Genomic DNA, 17,756 nt, shown 5'->3' on the forward strand with positions numbered 1-17,756 from the left:
TCGTGAATGTCCGGCTGTCTACATGCCCTCTTTCTCCAGAGCCTGCCGGATGTAGTCACGCAGGATCAGAGCATGGTTGACGGCTGAATCCTTGGCTGCATAGACCAGTGTCGTCCGGTCATGTTCGCGTACAATGCTGAGCAGATCCTCCAAGGCGGGATTGTCATCCAGCTCAGTGCGGTAGCGGCGTGCGAAGTCCTGGAAGCGGTCAGGATCATGGTGCCACCAGCGCCGCAGGTCCGGACTGGGCGCGACATCCTTGAGCCAGCCGGACAAGGCTGCCCGCTCCTTACTGACGCCGCGCGGCCAAAGCCTGTCGACCAGGATGCGGACCCCGTCCCCGTCAGCTGCCTGCTCGTATACGCGCTTGATATCCACCTGACCCATCATCTGCCTCCTGAAACCAGGAACCCGTGTGATTCGTGACTCCTTCGACCATGATATTGACCGAATCGGCATTACGGAAGAGGCAGTGACAGCCATACCGGGGCGTAGGCTGATGAGTATGCTTACAGACGCAGACAGGGGCAAGGCCGCCGGGTCGAACGGCAGCAGACCAAACCCTCAAGCCCGCAAATCGACGACCACGAACGGATCAGGACCCAAAGGACGACAGTGGCGACGCCTATGGATACCCGACCAGATAGGCGGCTGGGCCATGGCTTTGATGCCGGGCCTGGCTGGGCTGTTGGTCGGAGGCCCGACCTGGAGGAGCCTGCTGCTCATGGTCGCCTGGGCCTTCTGCTACTGCTTTGAGTTCACCGGCTCAAGGTGGATGGTTTCGCACCGAGCCGCCAGATTCGCACCACCAGCTTTAGGGTATGCTCTGCTCACGGCCGTGACCGGGCTGATCCTATTGGTCGGCACCCCTGGGCTCCTGCGATGGGCCCCGCTCTACCTGGTGCTAGGTGTGCTGAACTTTGCCGCCGCCTGGCTACGCACGGAACGCTCCTGGTGGAACGATACCGTAGCCGTGATCGCGGCCTGCACGCTCTGTCTGATCGCCGTCTCCCTAGGGTCACAATTCCAAAAGCCTGGACCAGGACTGGAGAGTGCCAACTCTGGCTTCTTCGGATGCCAACCGAATCCTGCTGTGGACTGCTTCGCCAGCGGATTTTTCCCAAGCGCTGCCCTGCCATCGATTGGAGTGGTCAGTGCAGCTGTCTTCGCTGTGACCCAGTTCGGTTCGGTCATCTTCGTCAAGACCATGATCCGCGAGCGCGGCAAGACCTGGTGCTACCTGCTTTCGCTGGCTTGGAACCTGGCCCTCTGCCTGATCGGGGTCGCCATGGTACGCACCGCAGGATGGTGGCCTCTGTTGACCGCCCTGGTTCTGCTGGTTCGCGCGGCCTTACTGCCTGCCCTCTCCCGTCGGCGCCGCATTCCCATTCTGTATGTGGGCCTGGTCGAATGCGCAACCAGCCTGCTGGTCTTCATTCTGGTGATTGCACAGGCTAACGTGATGACCGCGTCTCTGACTGGACTGCTTGGCGCATGACTGCAGGTTCGGCCACACACGTCACCCACGAGTTCGGGCCCATTTGGGATGACCGATCTCGTGTGCTGATCCTGGGATCCATTCCCAGCCCGAGTTCGCGCGAAGCCGGCTTCTACTACATGTTTCCGCACAACCGCTTCTGGCCCGTGCTGGCTGCACTCTTCGACCAGCCTGTTCCAGGGCCTGATCCGGCTGTCCGTGCTAGGTTTGCCCTCAATCATTGCATAGCACTCTGGGATGTCATCCAGGAATGCGACATTCACGGTGCCTCCGACACTTCAATAACCAATGTCGTGCCGACTGACATCGCTGGCTTGCTGGACCGTGTGCCCATCGGCACCATATTCACCACAGGACGCAAGGCCAGCCAGCTTTACCGTCGCTACTGCCTGCCTATCCTGCAGGAGAAAGGGTATCGACCGACGATGATCAATCTGCCATCCACCAGCCCCGCCAATGCCGCTATGAGCCTGGCCGATCTGATCAAGGCCTACCAACCCATAAGAAAAGTGCTCGACGACAAAAAGCCTAAGCTTGATAGGCAAGACAGTCACAACGACTATGACAAATAAGCAAATACCAGCGGTCAAAGCCCAAGATGTTGCGAACCTTCCCAAGGATGAATTCGCCTTCCCAGGCCCAGAACGTGATTGCCTGGTGGAAGCGATCCTGGAGGGGCGCAAAACTACTACGACCAGCCTGATGGCAGAGTTCATTCATGATCATGAGCCACTCCCCTCCGCCGGCCGACGAACGATTCTGGTGAACTCAGATAACCAGCCAGTTGCCGTCCTCAGATATGCCTCGGTGAGCGTGACACGACTCGGCCTGGTCACGTTGCAGCATGTTCTGAATGAAGGAGAAGACTATAAAAGCCTTCCTGAGTGGCGCCAGGCTCATGAGTCCTTCTGGACCTCAGAGAACATGCGACAGGCACTGGATAATCCGAACTTCACCGTCGACGACCAGACCCTGGTGGTGCTGGAGACTTTTTATGTAGAGGCCATGGTCGTGAACTGAAGGCCCAAAGACAAAGCACTGTCTTTAGACATGGGTCACATTTCACCGGCGTGCCATGTCATGCCATCGTGTATAGTTTCATCTGTTGCATTGATCCGCGATACGGATTGATACACCATGGTGGCTATAGCTCAGTCGGTAGAGCACCTGATTGTGGTTCAGGAGGTCGCGCGTTCGAGCCGCGTTAGCCACCCCATCTAAAATCCCGGCACTCCAGAGATTCGATTTCTTTTATTTTTAATCGAGTCATTTAAAAATGTAATGTTATGTTAGGCGCACACATCGCAATAAAATAAAATTAGCGAGTAGACTGCCTGAAATCATGACATTTATGCAGCACATTTATTTTATTTTGTCTTTCCCACATCTAAATATCTTCTACAAAAATCTCTGAAATATGCGCGTATCACCCCTTCTGGCATCTTTCTTAGGATGTTCAATACATATTCTGACTTATATAAAAAGCGGTGGGTCTTACTCTCTGATCGTAAAGCTTCAAAAACCATCTGCACAGGGATTGTTGCCGTAAATTGCCGTTTTTTGCGGTAGAGGTTTAGTGCAGTCGCTGTATCTTCCAGAACGTTACTAAATAGTTCAGCTTGGCTTACAACCTGAAAGCCGCTACCTATTGTTAGATCAAATTGATCACCGTTTTTAACAACAGTAGGTTCTTCCACATCTTTTTGCTTTCTGAACGGACTAGTTTTCCCCAAGCCTAAGTATGTCGTTTTTCTCAAACCTTGTTTTTTACAACTCTGCTTAAATTTATTGTTTCGGCAGTCTAGTACGGCAGCATTTACTATTTCCGCACCATGCGATGGGTAAAAACCTAATAGTATCCAATCAACTTCAGCTGATGCAGCCTCAAGCATATCGAAAATATCATCGAATAATGGCATCTCACCAGTTTTCAGCTGTCGAACCCGATAATCGTCGTTTAAGAACAACCCTCCAAAATCTGTACGAATCTCAATAAGGAAACCAAATTCGTGAGTGGTGAAATTGGTATAAGTGTGTGCGATATTTTCCCTATAAGATGCAACCTTTGGCAAATGACCATATTCTTCGCTGATGAGGCGTTTTCGGAAAGAAGTAATCAGATCATCAAGACAGGAATTGTGAATATCCTGAACTCTGTGAGTTATCGACTGGGCAATCAATCTCGCCATTTCTTCTAGCTGTTTATCTTCATCCGATAAATGAAGTATTGCTTGTCGCTGCTTTTCCATGTAGGCATCTAGCTCTGCCGACTTGGATTTACTTTTCTTGTCATGGGAAATATGATGATAAACACAAAAATGTTCCAGCCCTATGACAGTTCCACTACCAGTAGTAACTATTAAATCCGGACGCTCGTGACTTGAATCAAGTTTACCATCAAGAAGCCTAGCATTCCGCGCCTTAGCTCCACCGGCCACAAGACAAAACTTCAATACATCTGTCAAAACCTTCTTCTCTTTCATTTTTTTTAGCAGCTTCGCCAATAGAGTCACCCAAAACCATCCGTATCAAACACCCTTCACGTCATTTAACCATGCAGTTGATGAGCCTATTTTTTAGAAAACAATACCTTACTCGTTATTTTGACCACTAGGTGGGTTACAGACAAAACAGAAATTGTCTTTCGCATTACAACGTGCCGAAGACGAAGGTAATTTCTACTAGATAATGTGAAGTAGAAGCGCTTGTCAGCATAGCGGCTTTTGCTTAGATGTCTTCGCCACTGACTACTAAAAACATGCTCAGAATAGTGAGCGTAGTGACGACGGCGATCACCGAAGCATGTCTGTGACACAACCGTCAAGCTCCCATTATAAACGCGCAATTATTGCAGAAGTGACGGGTCATCACTTTCAGTATCGGTCTGTATTTTCTAGCTGCCAATAAGCCGGATCGCCGGAGTCTGTTGTTATGATGTTGAACCGCTCAAGTATAATGCCCCGAATATTGTACCTCGTGAAATAAATCTTGAGAATTTTCCAGACTCATAGAGACCACACGCGCAAACTTACCTCTCTGCCCTATAGTCTCCGCATACTACCCTCTGCCGACCGATGACGCAGATGGTACGCGATATGACAAAGGAGTGCGTACTGAGCAAATTACCAGTGTGTGGTCATAATTACGCAACTAAGTTATTATATAGATGTTTACATATAAAGAGGTGTGTATCAGGATAATAAATTGAATGAAAGACACGAACACAGAGGCATCTGCAGAAACAAAATTCACCATTCTTATACACGTCCTCGCTCAACAAAACAAGCAATAGGAGAAAAGAAAAACTGTACCCGACAAAGGACTCGCAACAATGACCAATCACTAAGTCTTGCTCGAGCAGTTAGACTGTCAACTTGCCATTAGCGCGAGTGCGCTCGAATATTACAAACTACCTTCATCAAGGTTGGCATCGACACTATCCAAGGGTGGGAGCCCTGCAACATATATGTCTTACAAGCTCAGCACTAAAGACACTAGGGACATCACGTAAGCTGCAACTGACTCCAAAACCTCTAATCAGGACAGAAAGGCATAAATATGGAGTTTTTACCATCTACAGATTTTGATATACATACAGGAAAAAATCATGTAGTTTTTAGCCCGAAACTTAAAGACTGCCACGAAGACAACGACTTCCAAAAAGACGACGATTGCCACACATACCGCTACGAACTAAAAAGAACATGGGGAGATGGTAAAGTTCTTTGCTTCATCATGTACAATCCATCAACTTCCAGAGAAAATTACAGCGATTGGACCACAACACATTGTGAAACTATAGCTCGCGAATGGGGTTATGACGGGATTGCACTTTACAACCTCTATGCAAAGCGCTCTTCTGATCCTTCTAAGATAGAGGAGTTGCTTCAAAGAGGAAAAGAAGCTGAAGCAATTGGTCCTCACAATATTGAGATACTTGAGCAAGTATTCAATTGTGACCAATACGACAAAATAGTTTGCGCCTGGGGAAATCGTACTTGTACAGCCGAGGTACTTAAAGAGGTTCTTCAGGAAGATCATTTGGGGAAGATATGTGTATTCCGCACCACTGCAAAGAATCAGCCCCATCATCCACGCGGCATCCCAAACAATATTTCAAAGTCAGATTCATACCACGAGACAGAGAGATACATAAAAGTAGTGAAAAAAAGATACAAGTTTAACTGACTAAGAGAAACACTAGTAAAGGTCGGACATTTCTGTGAGGCCTTATATTTATAATCAAATATGTCGCGAATAGCGTAACAGTTGGCTCAAAATAAACGTTTCGCTGCTGTGAGCAAGACAATCAATCGCCCCGAATTTGCCGAGTAAAGAACCGACAATGGTTTGGGTGGTGCATAATCACAGCTGCATAAAAGCGAACACCTGTTTCTACTGTGATGAGAACCTCTACATTTAACAGAGTGAGGAATGCCATAGCACTGGAACTTGTTTCGCAAACTGTTTGCGAAACAGAGCTTCTCAACCCAGCACACTTGACAAGACCAACACTTCGTCACATCCCCGAGGGGATTCCTGTGGATTGCGGATACTCTTTGGGTCTTCTTGAACGACACAAGGCACCAATTAGGCAATGTGGAAGCGTTGCAATAGGTACAGAACTTGGCACTTTAAGTACTTAAGAGCCGCGCAGCAAACGCAAATCGTAACCGTCTGACGCCTGCCAATCAGAGCGTGCCAGCATTGAATAGGCCTTCTTCTACTGATATGTGTTGGATATGTAAAAGATGGTACATGATACATAGTTCGCTCATGTTGACACGCTCAAACCCTTAACTCTGTCTCTCAGGTACGGGGGGGGGGGGGGGAAGGAGAGAACTAGTTGGATGAGATAAGTCCAAGGGTAGACGGCTCTCTGATTCATACAGATGCATATCTGTTGTTCTGGACAGCACAGACAATCCCCATACAAATCCATCATTTAACTCACGCATTGTTGCCAACTTGATATAGGCAGAATCAACATGCAAAGAATCAAGGCCATTGATCATGGTCTTATCAAGAGAGAAACGCTTGGAGGCTTAGATTGAATTTACGGGTGCTGAGGTATTTCCTGGCCATCGTTGAAGAGGGAAGCATCACTGGGGCAGCTGAGTACCTGAGCATATCCCAGCCATCCCTGTCGAGACAGATAAAAGATAGGGAGGATAGTCAGCCGCTTCCGCGAGTCTTCTGACGCGGGCACATAGCCGGGGTGGTTGTCGGGGATCTGGGAGATGTCATCAAGGATATAGGCCATACATGGATGATGAGCCGGACTCATATGATGATATGAGTAGGGCCGAGAGGTCGCCGCCCCAGTGCGACGCGGCCTAGTATCCCCATCATGCGTCACACCGCTAGAGATGTAATATAGACATCAGCAAGGGGTACACACAATCAAAGAGGATAAGATGGCACTCTGCGGCATCACCTACAGATGCGGGCACACGGACACGGTGGAGATCAAGGGCATCAACTGGTTCGGGAGGCGCAAGAAGAAGGCCGCCTGGTACGGGACTATCGACTGCCCAGCCTGCCGGGCGGCGAAGGTCCGCCGAGAGCTCAATAGCCTGCCCGCACTTGAAGGTAGCGACGAGCAGGTGGCTCGCGCCGCCGACATACGCGAGAAGATGATGGAACTGCTGGAGATGCTGGACGAGACACAGGAGGACCACGACGGCCGGGCCGAGAGCGGGGCCACCGAAGAGGGGACAGAATTGGCCGACCGCACCTCCGCCTGGCTCAAGGCCCAGGCGTCCGCATCATGGTGGGTCGATCATCAGGAGCCCGTCCATGCCATCCTGGACGCTCAGGAGGCACTGCGCGGGCAGGGGGACTGACATGGCCATGATCCCCATTACGCAGTATGCGGACATGCACGGGCCATACCGTGCTACAGCATCAAATCCGTCTGTTCTTTTCCTTACTGACTTTGAAGTTTGACCGCTTTTCTCACCATTCTGGGAGAAACCACTGTCGGTAGACACTCGACATGGAAGGTTATGACTCATCACAAAGCTATTAGAGCTGAATGAAGTCGAAACCGAGTTCCGACACCAAACTCCCGACTCCATAACGTGCTCGTATCCATTGACGGGTAGGTTTTCTCAATTTCTTTTCAGCCTCTTTAGAAGCCGTCTTCAAAATATGCAAGGCAGGATAGTTTATGTATTGCATTAACGAGCTCCTCTCGTATTGTTCCCGACAATAAAATAATTGGACAAGGCACCAATCCTCTGTCGCGAACCTGCACAACGCTTTTCTACCCAAGGGTGAGGCCAATATTCAGACGAAATACATCGACAACAACATGCGATGTGTTGGTTTGGTACGTCAGAAATACCCTCTTATCTCAAGAGCGGCACAGTTCACAAGTTGAAGATGAAGACCGAGATTCCGAATATGATAAGGAGCAGGTTGCTAGCCAAATCGAACCAAATTACGATGGGTGGCTGTGTCTTCTTTTGCAATACCTCCACCATGGCAGTTAAGAGGAACCGCCAAATCATCATCCCTATAAATATGCCAATTATGATCCATACACCCGAAAGAATGCTGATTCCAGTCAGCATTGAGAACAGAGCGAGAGAGCGACAGTCCAAGCATTGAAACTGGGTTGGTAACACCTGCAGCCAGACCGAAAGCGAAAGAAATTAGATTATATCTGTTACAGATATAAGGTATCATGAACAGCTGCGATTGCGAATACACAAGCTGCTCACAACTACGAGATGTTATTTCGTCCCCCGCAGGGCGAACATCGTTTTTTGCGATCAGCTCGTTCGGCAGGCCTTTCTGGCTTAAGGAAGTCGTAAAGTCTGAGGACGCCGATTGCCGCAGCCAGTATGGCTCCCGCAAATACAATTGGCTTTTGTTAACTGAGAAAAGTCTGAGAAAGCAAGCTGGGGCCAAAAAATCCGAGAGCACCATACAAGCACGCTGCCACGGCTGCCCCATGCCGGTGATGAAACCATCTGCTGGCCCTGCGGACAGGGTTCGCTGCATGCCCATAATTCCCGCAACTCCAACAGGCATTCCAAAAACGAGTCCGATCGCGAGACCTGTCAGCAGGCTGATCATTATTACTCCTGATAGGACAGCGGCTTCCGACGCAATTACCGCGTACGCGAAGTCGGAGCATTTTCTTCAATAATCATCTGATTGACACACAGCAACATAGCGGCGCAGGATACATCTTCTGCATAAAAATGAGCAGAGGAATAAAAGTACGTGAGAGTGCACAAGCAGCCTAGTCAAGAGTCAAAGTCTAGAATATGACCGCTAATTCTGCACGTCCATAAACAAACGTCTTTCGTCTTTGAATACACTGCAACGAATCCAGCACTTCACCCGCAAAAGTCAATATCAAAATGATGCTGGCCTAGTGCCGGTCAATGCCACTTTTACAAGAAAACGGCACATACACTGGCCTCAACGGAGGTTGCTTCCTGAAAATGGGCAGGCCGCCAGATGACCTGCCACAAGTAATGGGGAAGAACAAGCCTGGAGGGTCAGATGAGCAACAATCGAAACGAACGTGCAAATAAGAACCAAGGCAGGCATGAGGAATCGCGGGTGCCCGATAACCAGCAAAAGAGGTACGAGGGCAACTCCTCACGGAGCAATGACACCCGGGACAGTTCCCAACACTCACCGATGAATGACAAGAACCGCATGCCAAAACCAGTGGAGAATGCGAACGTCAGAAAGGAAAGCCCAGCAGAAAATGCCCCCAAGCCTGCATTAAAACAAACAGGTGAGAAAGAAGGCAGGGATTCATCCAGCAAGAACGCTGACCATGGCAGACCTGAAATGCAAAATAAGCAGGAACAGGATCTAACCGCCAGCCATGTGCAAGCCGGCCATCCAGACAAAGAGCATGGCCCCTCCCCTGACGACAAGTCGAATCAACCCAGTAAGCCTGTCGACAAGCCATCTCAGCCGACGAGCGCTGCCAGCTTACCTAAACCGCGCAAGGCGAAAAACCATGATTCCTTCTATCTGGGCCTGGCCTCGGCAGTCCTGGTCGCAGCTCTGGGCCTCAGCCTGAGCACCATGCCAATCTTCTTCTCCCTGCCTCTTGCCGCTGTCCTCTTTGGAATCGGCATCTGGCTCCTCTCCTATGCCAGCTTCAAGTCCCCTGGCAAACCAGAAGGAGAGGGAACGGAGACGGACAGGCACACCAGGACGGTAGTTGTGGCGACGGTCCTTCTGGTTCTGCAGACCTTCATCATGGATGTGTTCATCTTCACCCGAATGGGAACAGTAGGCAAACACCAGAACGCCATCGTCATCACCTGGATCATCGCCAGCATGATCGAAACCCTGGCCGCCTTCGCCCTTATCTATCATCACAATCCCCTGCAATCCAAGCCCAAGGACCCTGCGGCAAACGATCAACGCAAGGGGAAGCAATAAGGGGCGGCGAGCATTGGTCTGAAACTGCGAAGAAGGCCGGGAAGGCCAAATAGCCGGCCGTGCATGTGAAATCCCCACAGCGTTCTTCCTGCCAAGGCCTTCCGCCTCAGGGTGCCGTTCATCGTTCATGACGATGCGCGGCACCCTTTAATTTGATCATGTCACTGCTGCAGCTTGACTCAGGCCGCAATGCCGTGCACTATGCCGCCCGGCTCACAAAAATCCGGCATCAAAACCGCGAAACCACCCTTCAGACAATTTATGAGCTGTGCAGGCACAACTGGGTGAGAATAGCTTTTGCCCTTTCTGTTTCTCATCCTTCAAGCCAAGATACCTTACAAGATATCTTGAATTTATCTTATCCTCGACTGATACTTATAAAGCACAGATGCATAATAAGTTGTCTTGGCCTCCCAACAAGAACATTCAGTAACTAGAATCATTGATGAAATTGTTCACACACAGTTGTGCTTGAAGAAGGAAAGACATGAGTGGACCAGAACAATCTCCTGTAACCTTCGGGGTCCTCAAAGAGACAGACGATGAGGAGGCCCGTGTGGCTTTGACGCCTGACATCGTGACCCGGCTGACCAGGCAAGACGTTACCTGCCTCCTGGAGTCCGGAGCCGGGGTCCGAGCCGGCTTCCGAGATGAGGACTACCAACGGACAGGAGCCACCGTCACCGACAGGGATACTGTCCTATCCAAATCGACAGTCCTGGGTTTCGTCGGCAGACCGGATAGCTCCTTGCTAAAGCGAATTCCAGCCGGAACATGGATCATCGGCATGCTGGGGTCATTGAGCGACAAGGACTACGCCGAATCCCTGGAGGCATCCGGGCTTACCGGAATAGCTATGGAGCGACTCCCCCGACAACTCAGCTCAGCCCAGTCCATGGATGAGATGACCTCGCAGAATTCGGTCATGGGATACAAGGCGGCTCTGGTGGCTGCTGATGCCTATGGATCCTTCTTCCCCATGATGACCACTGCAGCAGGAACCATCCGACCGGCCAAGGTCCTGGTTCTGGGGGCTGGTATCGCAGGCTTGCAGGCCATCGGGACCGCAAAACGTTTGGGAGCCGTGGTCACCGCCTACGATGTCAGACCCGCTTCCAAGCAGGAGGTGGAATCCTTGGGAGCCAAGTTCCTCGACCTGGGACTGGATTTCTCCAAGGGACAGGGGCAGGGCGGCTATGCACGCCAGCTGACCGATCAGGAACAGGCCCAGCAGCAGGCTGCTGTGGATGCCAAGGCGGCAGGCTTCGACGTGGTCATCACCACAGCCAAGGTTCCCGGTGGAAAGCCTCCCCGCCTCCTGAGCGCCGAGGGTGTGGCCAACCTGCATCCCGGAGCCGTAATCGTGGACTGCGCTGCCAGCGAGCTGGGCGGCAACGTCGAGGGGTCACAGATGGGAACAAAAACCACCGATAACGGAGTCACCATGATCGGAGCCCCGTACCTGGCCAGCGGCGTAGCCACGACGGCCTCCAACCTGCTGTCCAGAAATGTGGCGGACGTGCTGGTGCATTTCATTCGCGACGGCGAGCTCAGCATCAAAGCAGACGACGAGATTGACCAAGCGCTGGTTGTAACAGGAGCAGCCGAATCCGGCACGAGTGAAAGCGAGGATGCTCCAAGTACCGAAGAGACCGAAGAGAAAGGTCAAGAGCAATGAATTCTGTGGTCATAGCAATTACGCTCTTCATTCTGGCCCTGCTGATCGGCGTGGAGGTGATTGGAAAGGTTCCGGCCACGCTTCACACACCGCTCATGTCAGGCGCCAACTCCATTCATGGCATTGTGATCGTCGGGGTAGTCATCATCGCGGCGGAGGCTCACTCCCCGCTTTCCTACGTACTCATATTGCTGGCTGCCGTCCTTGGCGCCATGAACGTGGTGGGCGGCTACGTGGTAACCGACCGGATGCTGGAGATGTTCAAGTCTTCCAAACCCGACAAGGGGAAGGGTAAGGCCAGCCAGGACGAACAGGCTTCGGCCGTCACGACCGAGACCGCTAAGAACCAGGGAGCCGACAAGTGAACATCCTCGACATCATCACCTGGTTCGTCTACCTCCTTTCCTCAGTCATGTTCGTCATGGGCCTGCACTACATGAATTCACCCAAGACGGCCCGTACAGGCAATAGGGTTTCTGCAGCGGGCATGGTCATCGCCGTAGCCATGGCCTTCATCCATCTGTTTGCCACCGGTTTCAACTCCTCCCTAGCTATCATTCTGCTCGTGCTCGGCATCCTGATTGGATCCGCAGCAGGTGTCTATTCAGCCAGGAAGGTCAAAATGACGGACATGCCTCAGCTGGTTTCCGTCTTCAACACGGTCGGCGGCGGCGCTGCAGCCCTGGTCGCCCTGAACGACATACTGACTTCTGAGGGCACCCCGACTCTGGTGGTGCTGATCACCGCCGGTCTGGGCGTGGTCATCGGTTCCATCACCTTCACCGGCTCCCTGATAGCCGCCGGCAAGCTCCAGGGCATCAGCATGATCAAAAACCTGAAGCTGCCGGCCAAGGCTGTCTGGAATGTGCTATTCGCCCTGTTGACGGTTCTTAGCCTGGTCATGCTCTGCCTGAATCCTGGCAATCGGCCCCTATGGGCCATCCTCACAGCCATCTTCGCCCTAGGCTACGGACTGGTCTTCGTCATCCCCATCGGCGGCGCCGACATGCCCGTGGTCATCTCCGTCTTGAATGCCTGCACCGGCACAGCTGTGGCTATGAACGGTCTGGCCATCGACAACGTCGCCTTGATCGTGGCAGGCGCCTTGGTCGGCGCAGCAGGTGCTACCCTGTCCGTCCTGATGGCCCAGGCCATGAACCGGCCGCTCCTGAGCGTACTGGCCGGAGGGTTCGGCGGCTCCTCTGCGAGCACCAGCCAGGATCAGGGTACCCAGGGGACCATGAAGGAGACCACACCCGACGATGTGGCCGTTCAGCTGGTCTATGCCGACAAGGTCATCTTCGTCCCCGGCTTTGGTCTGGCTCAGGCCCAAGCCCAGCGCGAACTGGCCGACCTGGGCGAACTGCTCAAAGGCCGTGGTGTGGAAGTCTCCTATGCCATCCATCCGGTGGCCGGCCGCATGCCGGGACATATGAACGTCCTCTTAGCCGAGGCCAACGTCCCTTATGAGGAATTAATCGACCTTGATGACATCAATCCCCAGTTCCCATCAGCCAATGTTGCCCTGGTGGTCGGCGCCAATGACGTGACCAACCCGGCAGCCCGCCGACCGGGAACTGCTGTATCCGGCATGCCCATTCTGGACGTTGACAAGGCCCAGCATGTTGTCGTCCTCAAACGAGGCAGAGGTAAGGGGTACGCCGGCATCGAGAACGAGCTCTACTTCAATCCAAACACGCAGATGCTCTTCAACGACGCCAAGGTCAGCCTGCAAGCGATCATTGCATCCGTCAAGGAACTCATCGCCTGAGCATATGCTGTAATGAGAGTCATGGCTCCGGATCGGCTTGGCTGGTCCGGAGCCAATTATCATCGAACAGGAAGGACCCGCATGCTGTCATTCGTCAACGACTATTCCGAGGGCGCCCACCCCGAAGTCCTGCAGCGGCTGATCGACACCAACATGGAGCACCTTCCCGGCTATGGCAAGGATCGATACTGCCTGTCCGCTGCTCAGAAGATCGCCCAGGCCTGTGGCTGTCCCCAGGCCCAGGTCTATTTCCTGGCCGGTGGAACCCAGACCAACCAAGTCGTCACCTCCTGCCTGTTGAAGTCATACCAGGGAGTGGTCGCCGCGGACACGGGCCATGTCAACGTCCACGAGGCCGGTGCCATTGAAGCAATAGGCCACAAGGTCCTGACCATCCCCGGCGAACAGGGCAAGATTCTTGCAGAGGATCTCAAGGCCTTCCTGAATGGCTTCTACGCCGACGAAAACCATGAACAGATGGTCTTCCCAGGCATGGTTTACATTTCCCACCCCACCGAATATGGAACCCTCTACACCCGTCAAGAACTGGAGGACCTTTCGCAAATCTGTCGGGAACACAAGATTCCGCTCTACCTGGACGGGGCCAGGCTGGGGTACGGACTGGTGGCCCCCGGAACCGACGTTGACCTGACGGACATAGCCCGTCTCTGCGATGTTTTTTACATCGGTGGAACCAAGGTCGGTGCACTCTGCGGCGAAGCGGTGGTCTTCCCCAGGGGGAATGCTCCCGAGCATTTCAGCACCATGATCAAAAGGAGGGGTGCACTCCTGGCCAAGGGAAGGCTCCTGGGGGTGCAGTTCGATGCCCTCTTTACCGACGACCTCTACTCACGAATCAGCCGCAACGCCATACGGACGGCAGCGATGATCAAGAAGGCCCTGCGGGAGAAGGGATATCAGATCGTCATGGACTCCCCCACCAATCAGACCTTCGTCCGCCTGGACAATGAGCGCATGGAGGAGCTGTCCAAACAGGTCGCCTTCGATTTCTGGGAACGCAGCGATGCCACCCACACCGTGATCCGGCTGGCCACCTCCTGGGCGACAACAGTCGAAGACACCCAGGCTCTGATCAATTTGCTGTAAAAGCCGCTCAAGCTAAACCCAAGCAAATCAAAGCCATCCTCTCCCCTGTTGGTCATCCTTAGGGGAGGGGTATTCGTATTTATACGAGAATTTTTCATCCGTCCCGTAAACACGGCCAATCCCACATTGTTGGACATATCACACTCGTTCGGGTGAGTGCGAAGCTGGTCTTCAGTAAGATTTTTATTGCAACGATGCTGATGCACACACCTCCGCTCTGAGCATAGGGGCGGAAATGCTTCAACGATGAAAGGAAACTTATGAAAGCCGTTGTTTTCGAACAATTCAACACCTTCCCCACCCTCAAGGAAGTGCCGGAGCCGACCCCTGGAAGCGGCGAAGTTCTGCTCAAGGTGGCTGGGGCAGGTTGCTGCCATTCTGACGTCTCCGTCTTCCAGGACTACACCCCAGAAACTGGGAGCCACACCAAGCCTCCATTCATTCTGGGGCACGAAACCACCGGCTGGGTCGAAGAGGTAGGACCCGATGTCACGGGCTTCAAGAAGGGTGATGCCTACATCGTCTATGGGCCCACCGGATGCGGTCACTGCCCTCACTGCGTGGCCGGCCAGGAGAACTACTGCTCCAGCGCCGCGACCAATAAGTCACTGGCCCTGGGTCTGGGACGCGACGGCGGCATGGCTGAATACATGACTGTCCCTGCCCGCAACCTGGTGCCTCTGGGCGATGCGGATCCAATCGGCGCAGCACCCCTGGCTGATGCGGCCCTGACTCCCTACCACGCCATACGCGCTGCCATGCCACACCTGAACGGCGGTGGAAAGTACGCTCTGGTCATTGGCCTAGGCGGACTGGGCCAGATCGCCATTCAGATTCTGCACGCTCTGACCGGCGCCACCGTGATTGCCACCGACACCAAACCAGAGGCTCTAGCCAAGGCTGAGGCCAAGGGTGCCATTCCCGTTATGAGCGACGAGCACCAGGTGGAGAACATCAGGAAGATCACCCATGGCGAGGGCGTGGACGCCGCCTTCGATTTCGTGGGTGTTGCCCCGACCATTGCTGCCGCACAGGCTTCAGGTGGCCCGGGATCCCGGGTGACCGTGGTCGGCATCGCCGGCGGCAAGGCGGAATACGACTGGTACTCCAAGCCCTGGGAGCAGGAGCTGCTTGGCGTTTACTGGGGCTCCATCCCTGAGCTCTACGATGTGGCCAACATGTACCGCAACGGCCAGATCGAGACCGAAATCGAAACCTACTCGCTGGACAATGCCCTGGATGCCTACCACAAGCTGGTCGACAACAAGCTCTCGGCCAGGGCTGTTATAGTGCCCCACACCAAGGCCTGATTTCCCCTTGATTGTAGACGGAGAAGCGACTCATCTATCAGCCGGACTTAAGCACAATCAGATTTAAGTACTGTTATTTAGATTTAAGTACTGTTATTTAAGTTCTGTTAGATTCATCTGCTGACACTATTCTCCGCCTATATGCGCAGCGGCCTGTCAAGGTCTTGCCATAAAGGCCATGGCAGGCCGCTGCATCTTACCAAACGGTCGCAAAACCACGTTATTCATAGTTCCTTCGGTTGAGGAACATCACTAAGTAGCAAGTGGACCAAGAAAATACCCTTGCTGGATTCCAGCCTCATAGAGCCCCCGAGTGAATCCACCAGGGAGTCAACAATGCTCAGACCCAGGCCTGTGCTTCTGATCTTGGTCCGTGATTGGTCGTCGGTCTGGAAACGTTCCATGAGCCTGTCCACATCGACGGCCCCGCCCTTGGTTTTGTTGCCGAAGTCCAGACGGATCCGCCCATCTTCACCCTTGTTCAGTTCAACCCAGGCTGATTCCTCAGCATACTTGAGCCAGTTGCCGATCAGGTTCTGAATTATTCGACTCATCATGGTCTGGTCCGTCGTAATTTCCACATTAGTTTCAATTCTGGGCTTCACCGTGACGGACCGCGCAGTCAGCGAATCGAAAGCGCTGAAGAGCTCCTGCTGAACCAGTTCCGATAGGTTCACCCGGGTCAGATCCAGGCTCACACTCTTCTCTTGGATCAGATTGAAATCCATCAGGTAATGCAGATAGTGATCCACTGACTGCAGGTTGTTGAGGATCTTGCCCAATTGCTCCTGATCAGCCGATCCTTCCTTGAGCAGCTGGGCGTATCCCCTGGCCACGGTCAGCGGGGTCTTGATGTCATGGGTTAGGTTGGTCAGCATCTGCCGGACTTGCTTGTTCTGCTCAGCATGAGTGATCTGCAGCCGTCTGGTCTTGTTCAGAACGGCGTTGATCCTATCCGCCAGAGTGCGGATGAGCCCGATATTGGACCCAGTGGTTACCAAGGCATTAGTGTCGGCATGGTTGATGAAGTCCAGATCATCACTGATCCGTTTGAGGTCGGTAGTCAGCATTATCAGGCCAATCGCCAGGACGAGGACGACAAGACCCAGAACAAGTGCAACCACCTTCACGGATTCACCTCCGACGACCCCTTATTCATCGTTATTCCCTCCGTGTGAATTCAAACCAGGCGAACGCCGATGCCCCAGACCGACACGATGTAGCGTTGACTGCCGGCGTATCTGTTCAAACTGGTTCGTAAGGTGCTCAGATGCACATTGAGAGTATTTTCGGCATTGATGTATGGCTGGTTCCAAACCTGTCGATAGAGGTCCTCCTTCTCGAAAACCCGATGTGGATGGTCCATCAGAAGCTCAAGGATGGCGAATTCCTTACGCGCCAGTTCGACCCGGTGTCCATCAACGCTGACCGTGTGCTCCATCCGGTCCAGCTCAATCCCCTCGAAACAAATCTTGGCATCGGATTCACCTGCTGGATCCGCATCCGCTTTCAGTGCCCCGGATTGGCGCAGCTGGACCTGGACACGAGCGCGAAGCTCGTCGATGTCAAAAGGCTTGGTCACATAATCATTGGCGCCCTGCTCCAAGAGGCTGACGGTCCTGGTCTTGTCCTGGATGGCCGTGAGGATGATGACCGGCACCGACGAGATACGTCGAATGGCTTTGAGGACACTGTCCCCGGTGACTACAGGGAGCATCAGGTCAAGAAGAATCAGGTCGGGTTCCTCCTGCTGGAAGCGGTCTAAGGCCTGGGCGCCCGTCGTCTCCTGGATGATCCGATAGGTCCCGCCCAGCACATCCTTGAGCAGGGACTGGATGTCCTCCTGATCCTCCACGACCAGAATCGTCGGCATACTTTCTTCCTTTCGCAGGTCACTCTCATGTTACTGAAGTCGTCTAACGAGGCCGATCTCGCCCAATCGGATTTATGAAATTCTTAATGATTTCT

Annotated in this window: 17 protein-coding genes and 1 tRNA gene; 13 read left to right on the top strand and 5 right to left on the bottom strand. The window is 53.0% G+C overall.

Annotated features, from left to right (window positions below):
* Positions 1-18 precede the first annotated feature (18 nt).
* On the bottom strand, positions 19-387 hold the full coding sequence (locus P272_RS0105875; RefSeq protein ID WP_029678609.1) for a DUF488 domain-containing protein: 369 nt from the start codon (positions 385-387) through the stop codon (positions 19-21).
* A 112-nt stretch (positions 388-499) separates the two neighbouring features.
* Here P272_RS0105875 and P272_RS08710 point away from each other — a divergent pair, with 112 nt between their 5' ends.
* The 4 genes from P272_RS08710 to P272_RS0105895 all read left to right on the top strand — a co-directional run bounded on the left by P272_RS08710 (position 500) and on the right by P272_RS0105895 (position 2,714).
* A complete protein-coding gene (locus P272_RS08710) occupies positions 500-1,498 on the top strand; it encodes a YwiC-like family protein (RefSeq protein ID WP_155805023.1) in 999 nt (332 codons plus the stop codon).
* Positions 1,495-2,070: a DNA-deoxyinosine glycosylase gene (locus tag P272_RS0105885; protein ID WP_029678611.1), complete on the top strand. Its 576-nt coding sequence runs from the start codon at positions 1,495-1,497 to the stop codon at positions 2,068-2,070. The genes P272_RS08710 and P272_RS0105885 overlap by 4 nt, the downstream gene beginning before the upstream one ends.
* Positions 2,060-2,518 (top strand): ASCH domain-containing protein, encoded by a 459-nt coding sequence (locus P272_RS0105890; protein ID WP_029678612.1) that lies wholly within the window; start codon positions 2,060-2,062, stop codon positions 2,516-2,518. Before P272_RS0105885 ends, P272_RS0105890 begins: the two co-directional genes overlap by 11 nt.
* Before the next feature lie 120 nt (positions 2,519-2,638).
* Positions 2,639-2,714, top strand: a tRNA-His gene (locus tag P272_RS0105895).
* Between the two features lie 151 nt (positions 2,715-2,865).
* On the opposite strand, the gene P272_RS0105900 is transcribed toward P272_RS0105895, so the two are convergent.
* The gene (locus P272_RS0105900) at positions 2,866-3,981 is read right to left on the bottom strand and encodes a hypothetical protein (RefSeq protein ID WP_155805024.1); all 1,116 of its coding nucleotides are present in this window, start codon (positions 3,979-3,981) and stop codon (positions 2,866-2,868) included.
* A 1,075-nt stretch (positions 3,982-5,056) separates the two neighbouring features.
* On the opposite strand from P272_RS0105900, the gene P272_RS09125 reads away from it, so the two are divergent.
* The 3 genes from P272_RS09125 to P272_RS0105910 all read left to right on the top strand — a co-directional run bounded on the left by P272_RS09125 (position 5,057) and on the right by P272_RS0105910 (position 7,344).
* A complete protein-coding gene (locus tag P272_RS09125; RefSeq protein WP_081709071.1) occupies positions 5,057-5,686 on the top strand; it encodes a DUF1643 domain-containing protein in 630 nt (209 codons plus the stop codon).
* 874 nt (positions 5,687-6,560) lie between these two features.
* Entirely contained in the window at positions 6,561-6,698 is a 138-nt protein-coding gene (locus P272_RS09130) for a helix-turn-helix domain-containing protein (RefSeq protein WP_301280130.1), read from the top strand.
* Positions 6,699-6,915: 217 nt separating this feature from the next.
* Positions 6,916-7,344, top strand: coding sequence for a hypothetical protein (locus P272_RS0105910; RefSeq protein ID WP_029678615.1), 429 nt, complete (start codon positions 6,916-6,918; stop codon positions 7,342-7,344).
* 580 nt (positions 7,345-7,924) lie between these two features.
* Here the strand turns inward: P272_RS0105910 and P272_RS09295 are convergent.
* A complete protein-coding gene (locus P272_RS09295; protein ID WP_155805025.1) occupies positions 7,925-8,584 on the bottom strand; it encodes a hypothetical protein in 660 nt (219 codons plus the stop codon).
* Positions 8,585-9,316: 732 nt separating this feature from the next.
* Here P272_RS09295 and P272_RS0105925 point away from each other — a divergent pair.
* The 6 genes from P272_RS0105925 (at position 9,317) to P272_RS0105950 (ending at position 15,788) form a co-directional block, all read left to right on the top strand.
* Complete coding sequence (locus P272_RS0105925) at positions 9,317-9,922, top strand: hypothetical protein (protein ID WP_029678617.1); 606 nt, start codon at positions 9,317-9,319, stop codon at positions 9,920-9,922.
* A gap of 487 nt (positions 9,923-10,409) precedes the next feature.
* Positions 10,410-11,600 (top strand): NAD(P) transhydrogenase subunit alpha, encoded by a 1,191-nt coding sequence (locus tag P272_RS0105930; RefSeq protein WP_029678618.1) that lies wholly within the window; start codon positions 10,410-10,412, stop codon positions 11,598-11,600.
* Complete coding sequence (locus P272_RS0105935; RefSeq protein WP_029678619.1) at positions 11,597-11,965, top strand: NAD(P) transhydrogenase subunit alpha; 369 nt, start codon at positions 11,597-11,599, stop codon at positions 11,963-11,965. The genes P272_RS0105930 and P272_RS0105935 overlap by 4 nt, the downstream gene beginning before the upstream one ends.
* Entirely contained in the window at positions 11,962-13,371 is a 1,410-nt protein-coding gene (locus P272_RS0105940) for an NAD(P)(+) transhydrogenase (Re/Si-specific) subunit beta (protein ID WP_029678620.1), read from the top strand. The genes P272_RS0105935 and P272_RS0105940 overlap by 4 nt, the downstream gene beginning before the upstream one ends.
* Positions 13,372-13,452: 81 nt before the next feature.
* Positions 13,453-14,478 carry a threonine aldolase family protein gene (locus P272_RS0105945; RefSeq protein ID WP_029678621.1) on the top strand — a complete coding sequence of 342 codons (1,026 nt, stop codon included), beginning with the start codon at positions 13,453-13,455 and terminating at the stop codon, positions 14,476-14,478.
* A gap of 260 nt (positions 14,479-14,738) precedes the next feature.
* Positions 14,739-15,788: an NAD(P)-dependent alcohol dehydrogenase gene (locus tag P272_RS0105950; protein WP_029678622.1), complete on the top strand. Its 1,050-nt coding sequence runs from the start codon at positions 14,739-14,741 to the stop codon at positions 15,786-15,788.
* Between the two features lie 224 nt (positions 15,789-16,012).
* Here P272_RS0105950 and P272_RS0105955 read toward each other — a convergent pair whose 3' ends face one another.
* On the bottom strand, positions 16,013-16,918 hold the full coding sequence (locus tag P272_RS0105955; protein ID WP_216476237.1) for a sensor histidine kinase: 906 nt from the start codon (positions 16,916-16,918) through the stop codon (positions 16,013-16,015).
* Positions 16,919-16,968: 50 nt separating this feature from the next.
* On the bottom strand, positions 16,969-17,661 hold the full coding sequence (locus P272_RS0105960; RefSeq protein ID WP_029678624.1) for a response regulator transcription factor: 693 nt from the start codon (positions 17,659-17,661) through the stop codon (positions 16,969-16,971).
* Between the last annotated feature and the right edge of the window lie 95 nt (positions 17,662-17,756).

This window comes from Bifidobacterium sp. 7101, assembly GCF_000499285.1.
In the GTDB taxonomy this organism is placed as follows: Bacteria; Actinomycetota; Actinomycetes; order Actinomycetales; family Bifidobacteriaceae; genus Bombiscardovia; species Bombiscardovia apis_A.

What these genes read in the sequence shown, in the direction of transcription:
- P272_RS0105875 (WP_029678609.1), bottom strand. Translation starts at nt 387, where the DNA reads ATGGGTCAGGTGGATATCAAGCGCGTATACGAGCAGGCAGCTGACGGG.
- P272_RS0105925 (WP_029678617.1), top strand. Translation starts at nt 9,317, where the DNA reads ATGCAAAATAAGCAGGAACAGGATCTAACCGCCAGCCATGTGCAAGCC.
- P272_RS0105960 (WP_029678624.1), bottom strand. Translation starts at nt 17,661, where the DNA reads ATGCCGACGATTCTGGTCGTGGAGGATCAGGAGGACATCCAGTCCCTG.
- P272_RS08710 (WP_155805023.1), top strand. Translation starts at nt 500, where the DNA reads ATGAGTATGCTTACAGACGCAGACAGGGGCAAGGCCGCCGGGTCGAAC.
- P272_RS0105950 (WP_029678622.1), top strand. Translation starts at nt 14,739, where the DNA reads ATGAAAGCCGTTGTTTTCGAACAATTCAACACCTTCCCCACCCTCAAG.
- P272_RS0105885 (WP_029678611.1), top strand. Translation starts at nt 1,495, where the DNA reads ATGACTGCAGGTTCGGCCACACACGTCACCCACGAGTTCGGGCCCATT.
- P272_RS09295 (WP_155805025.1), bottom strand. Translation starts at nt 8,584, where the DNA reads ATGATCAGCCTGCTGACAGGTCTCGCGATCGGACTCGTTTTTGGAATG.
- P272_RS09125 (WP_081709071.1), top strand. Translation starts at nt 5,057, where the DNA reads ATGGAGTTTTTACCATCTACAGATTTTGATATACATACAGGAAAAAAT.
- P272_RS0105900 (WP_155805024.1), bottom strand. Translation starts at nt 3,981, where the DNA reads ATGAAAGAGAAGAAGGTTTTGACAGATGTATTGAAGTTTTGTCTTGTG.
- P272_RS0105910 (WP_029678615.1), top strand. Translation starts at nt 6,916, where the DNA reads ATGGCACTCTGCGGCATCACCTACAGATGCGGGCACACGGACACGGTG.
- P272_RS0105930 (WP_029678618.1), top strand. Translation starts at nt 10,410, where the DNA reads ATGAGTGGACCAGAACAATCTCCTGTAACCTTCGGGGTCCTCAAAGAG.
- P272_RS0105890 (WP_029678612.1), top strand. Translation starts at nt 2,060, where the DNA reads ATGACAAATAAGCAAATACCAGCGGTCAAAGCCCAAGATGTTGCGAAC.
- P272_RS0105935 (WP_029678619.1), top strand. Translation starts at nt 11,597, where the DNA reads ATGAATTCTGTGGTCATAGCAATTACGCTCTTCATTCTGGCCCTGCTG.
- P272_RS0105945 (WP_029678621.1), top strand. Translation starts at nt 13,453, where the DNA reads ATGCTGTCATTCGTCAACGACTATTCCGAGGGCGCCCACCCCGAAGTC.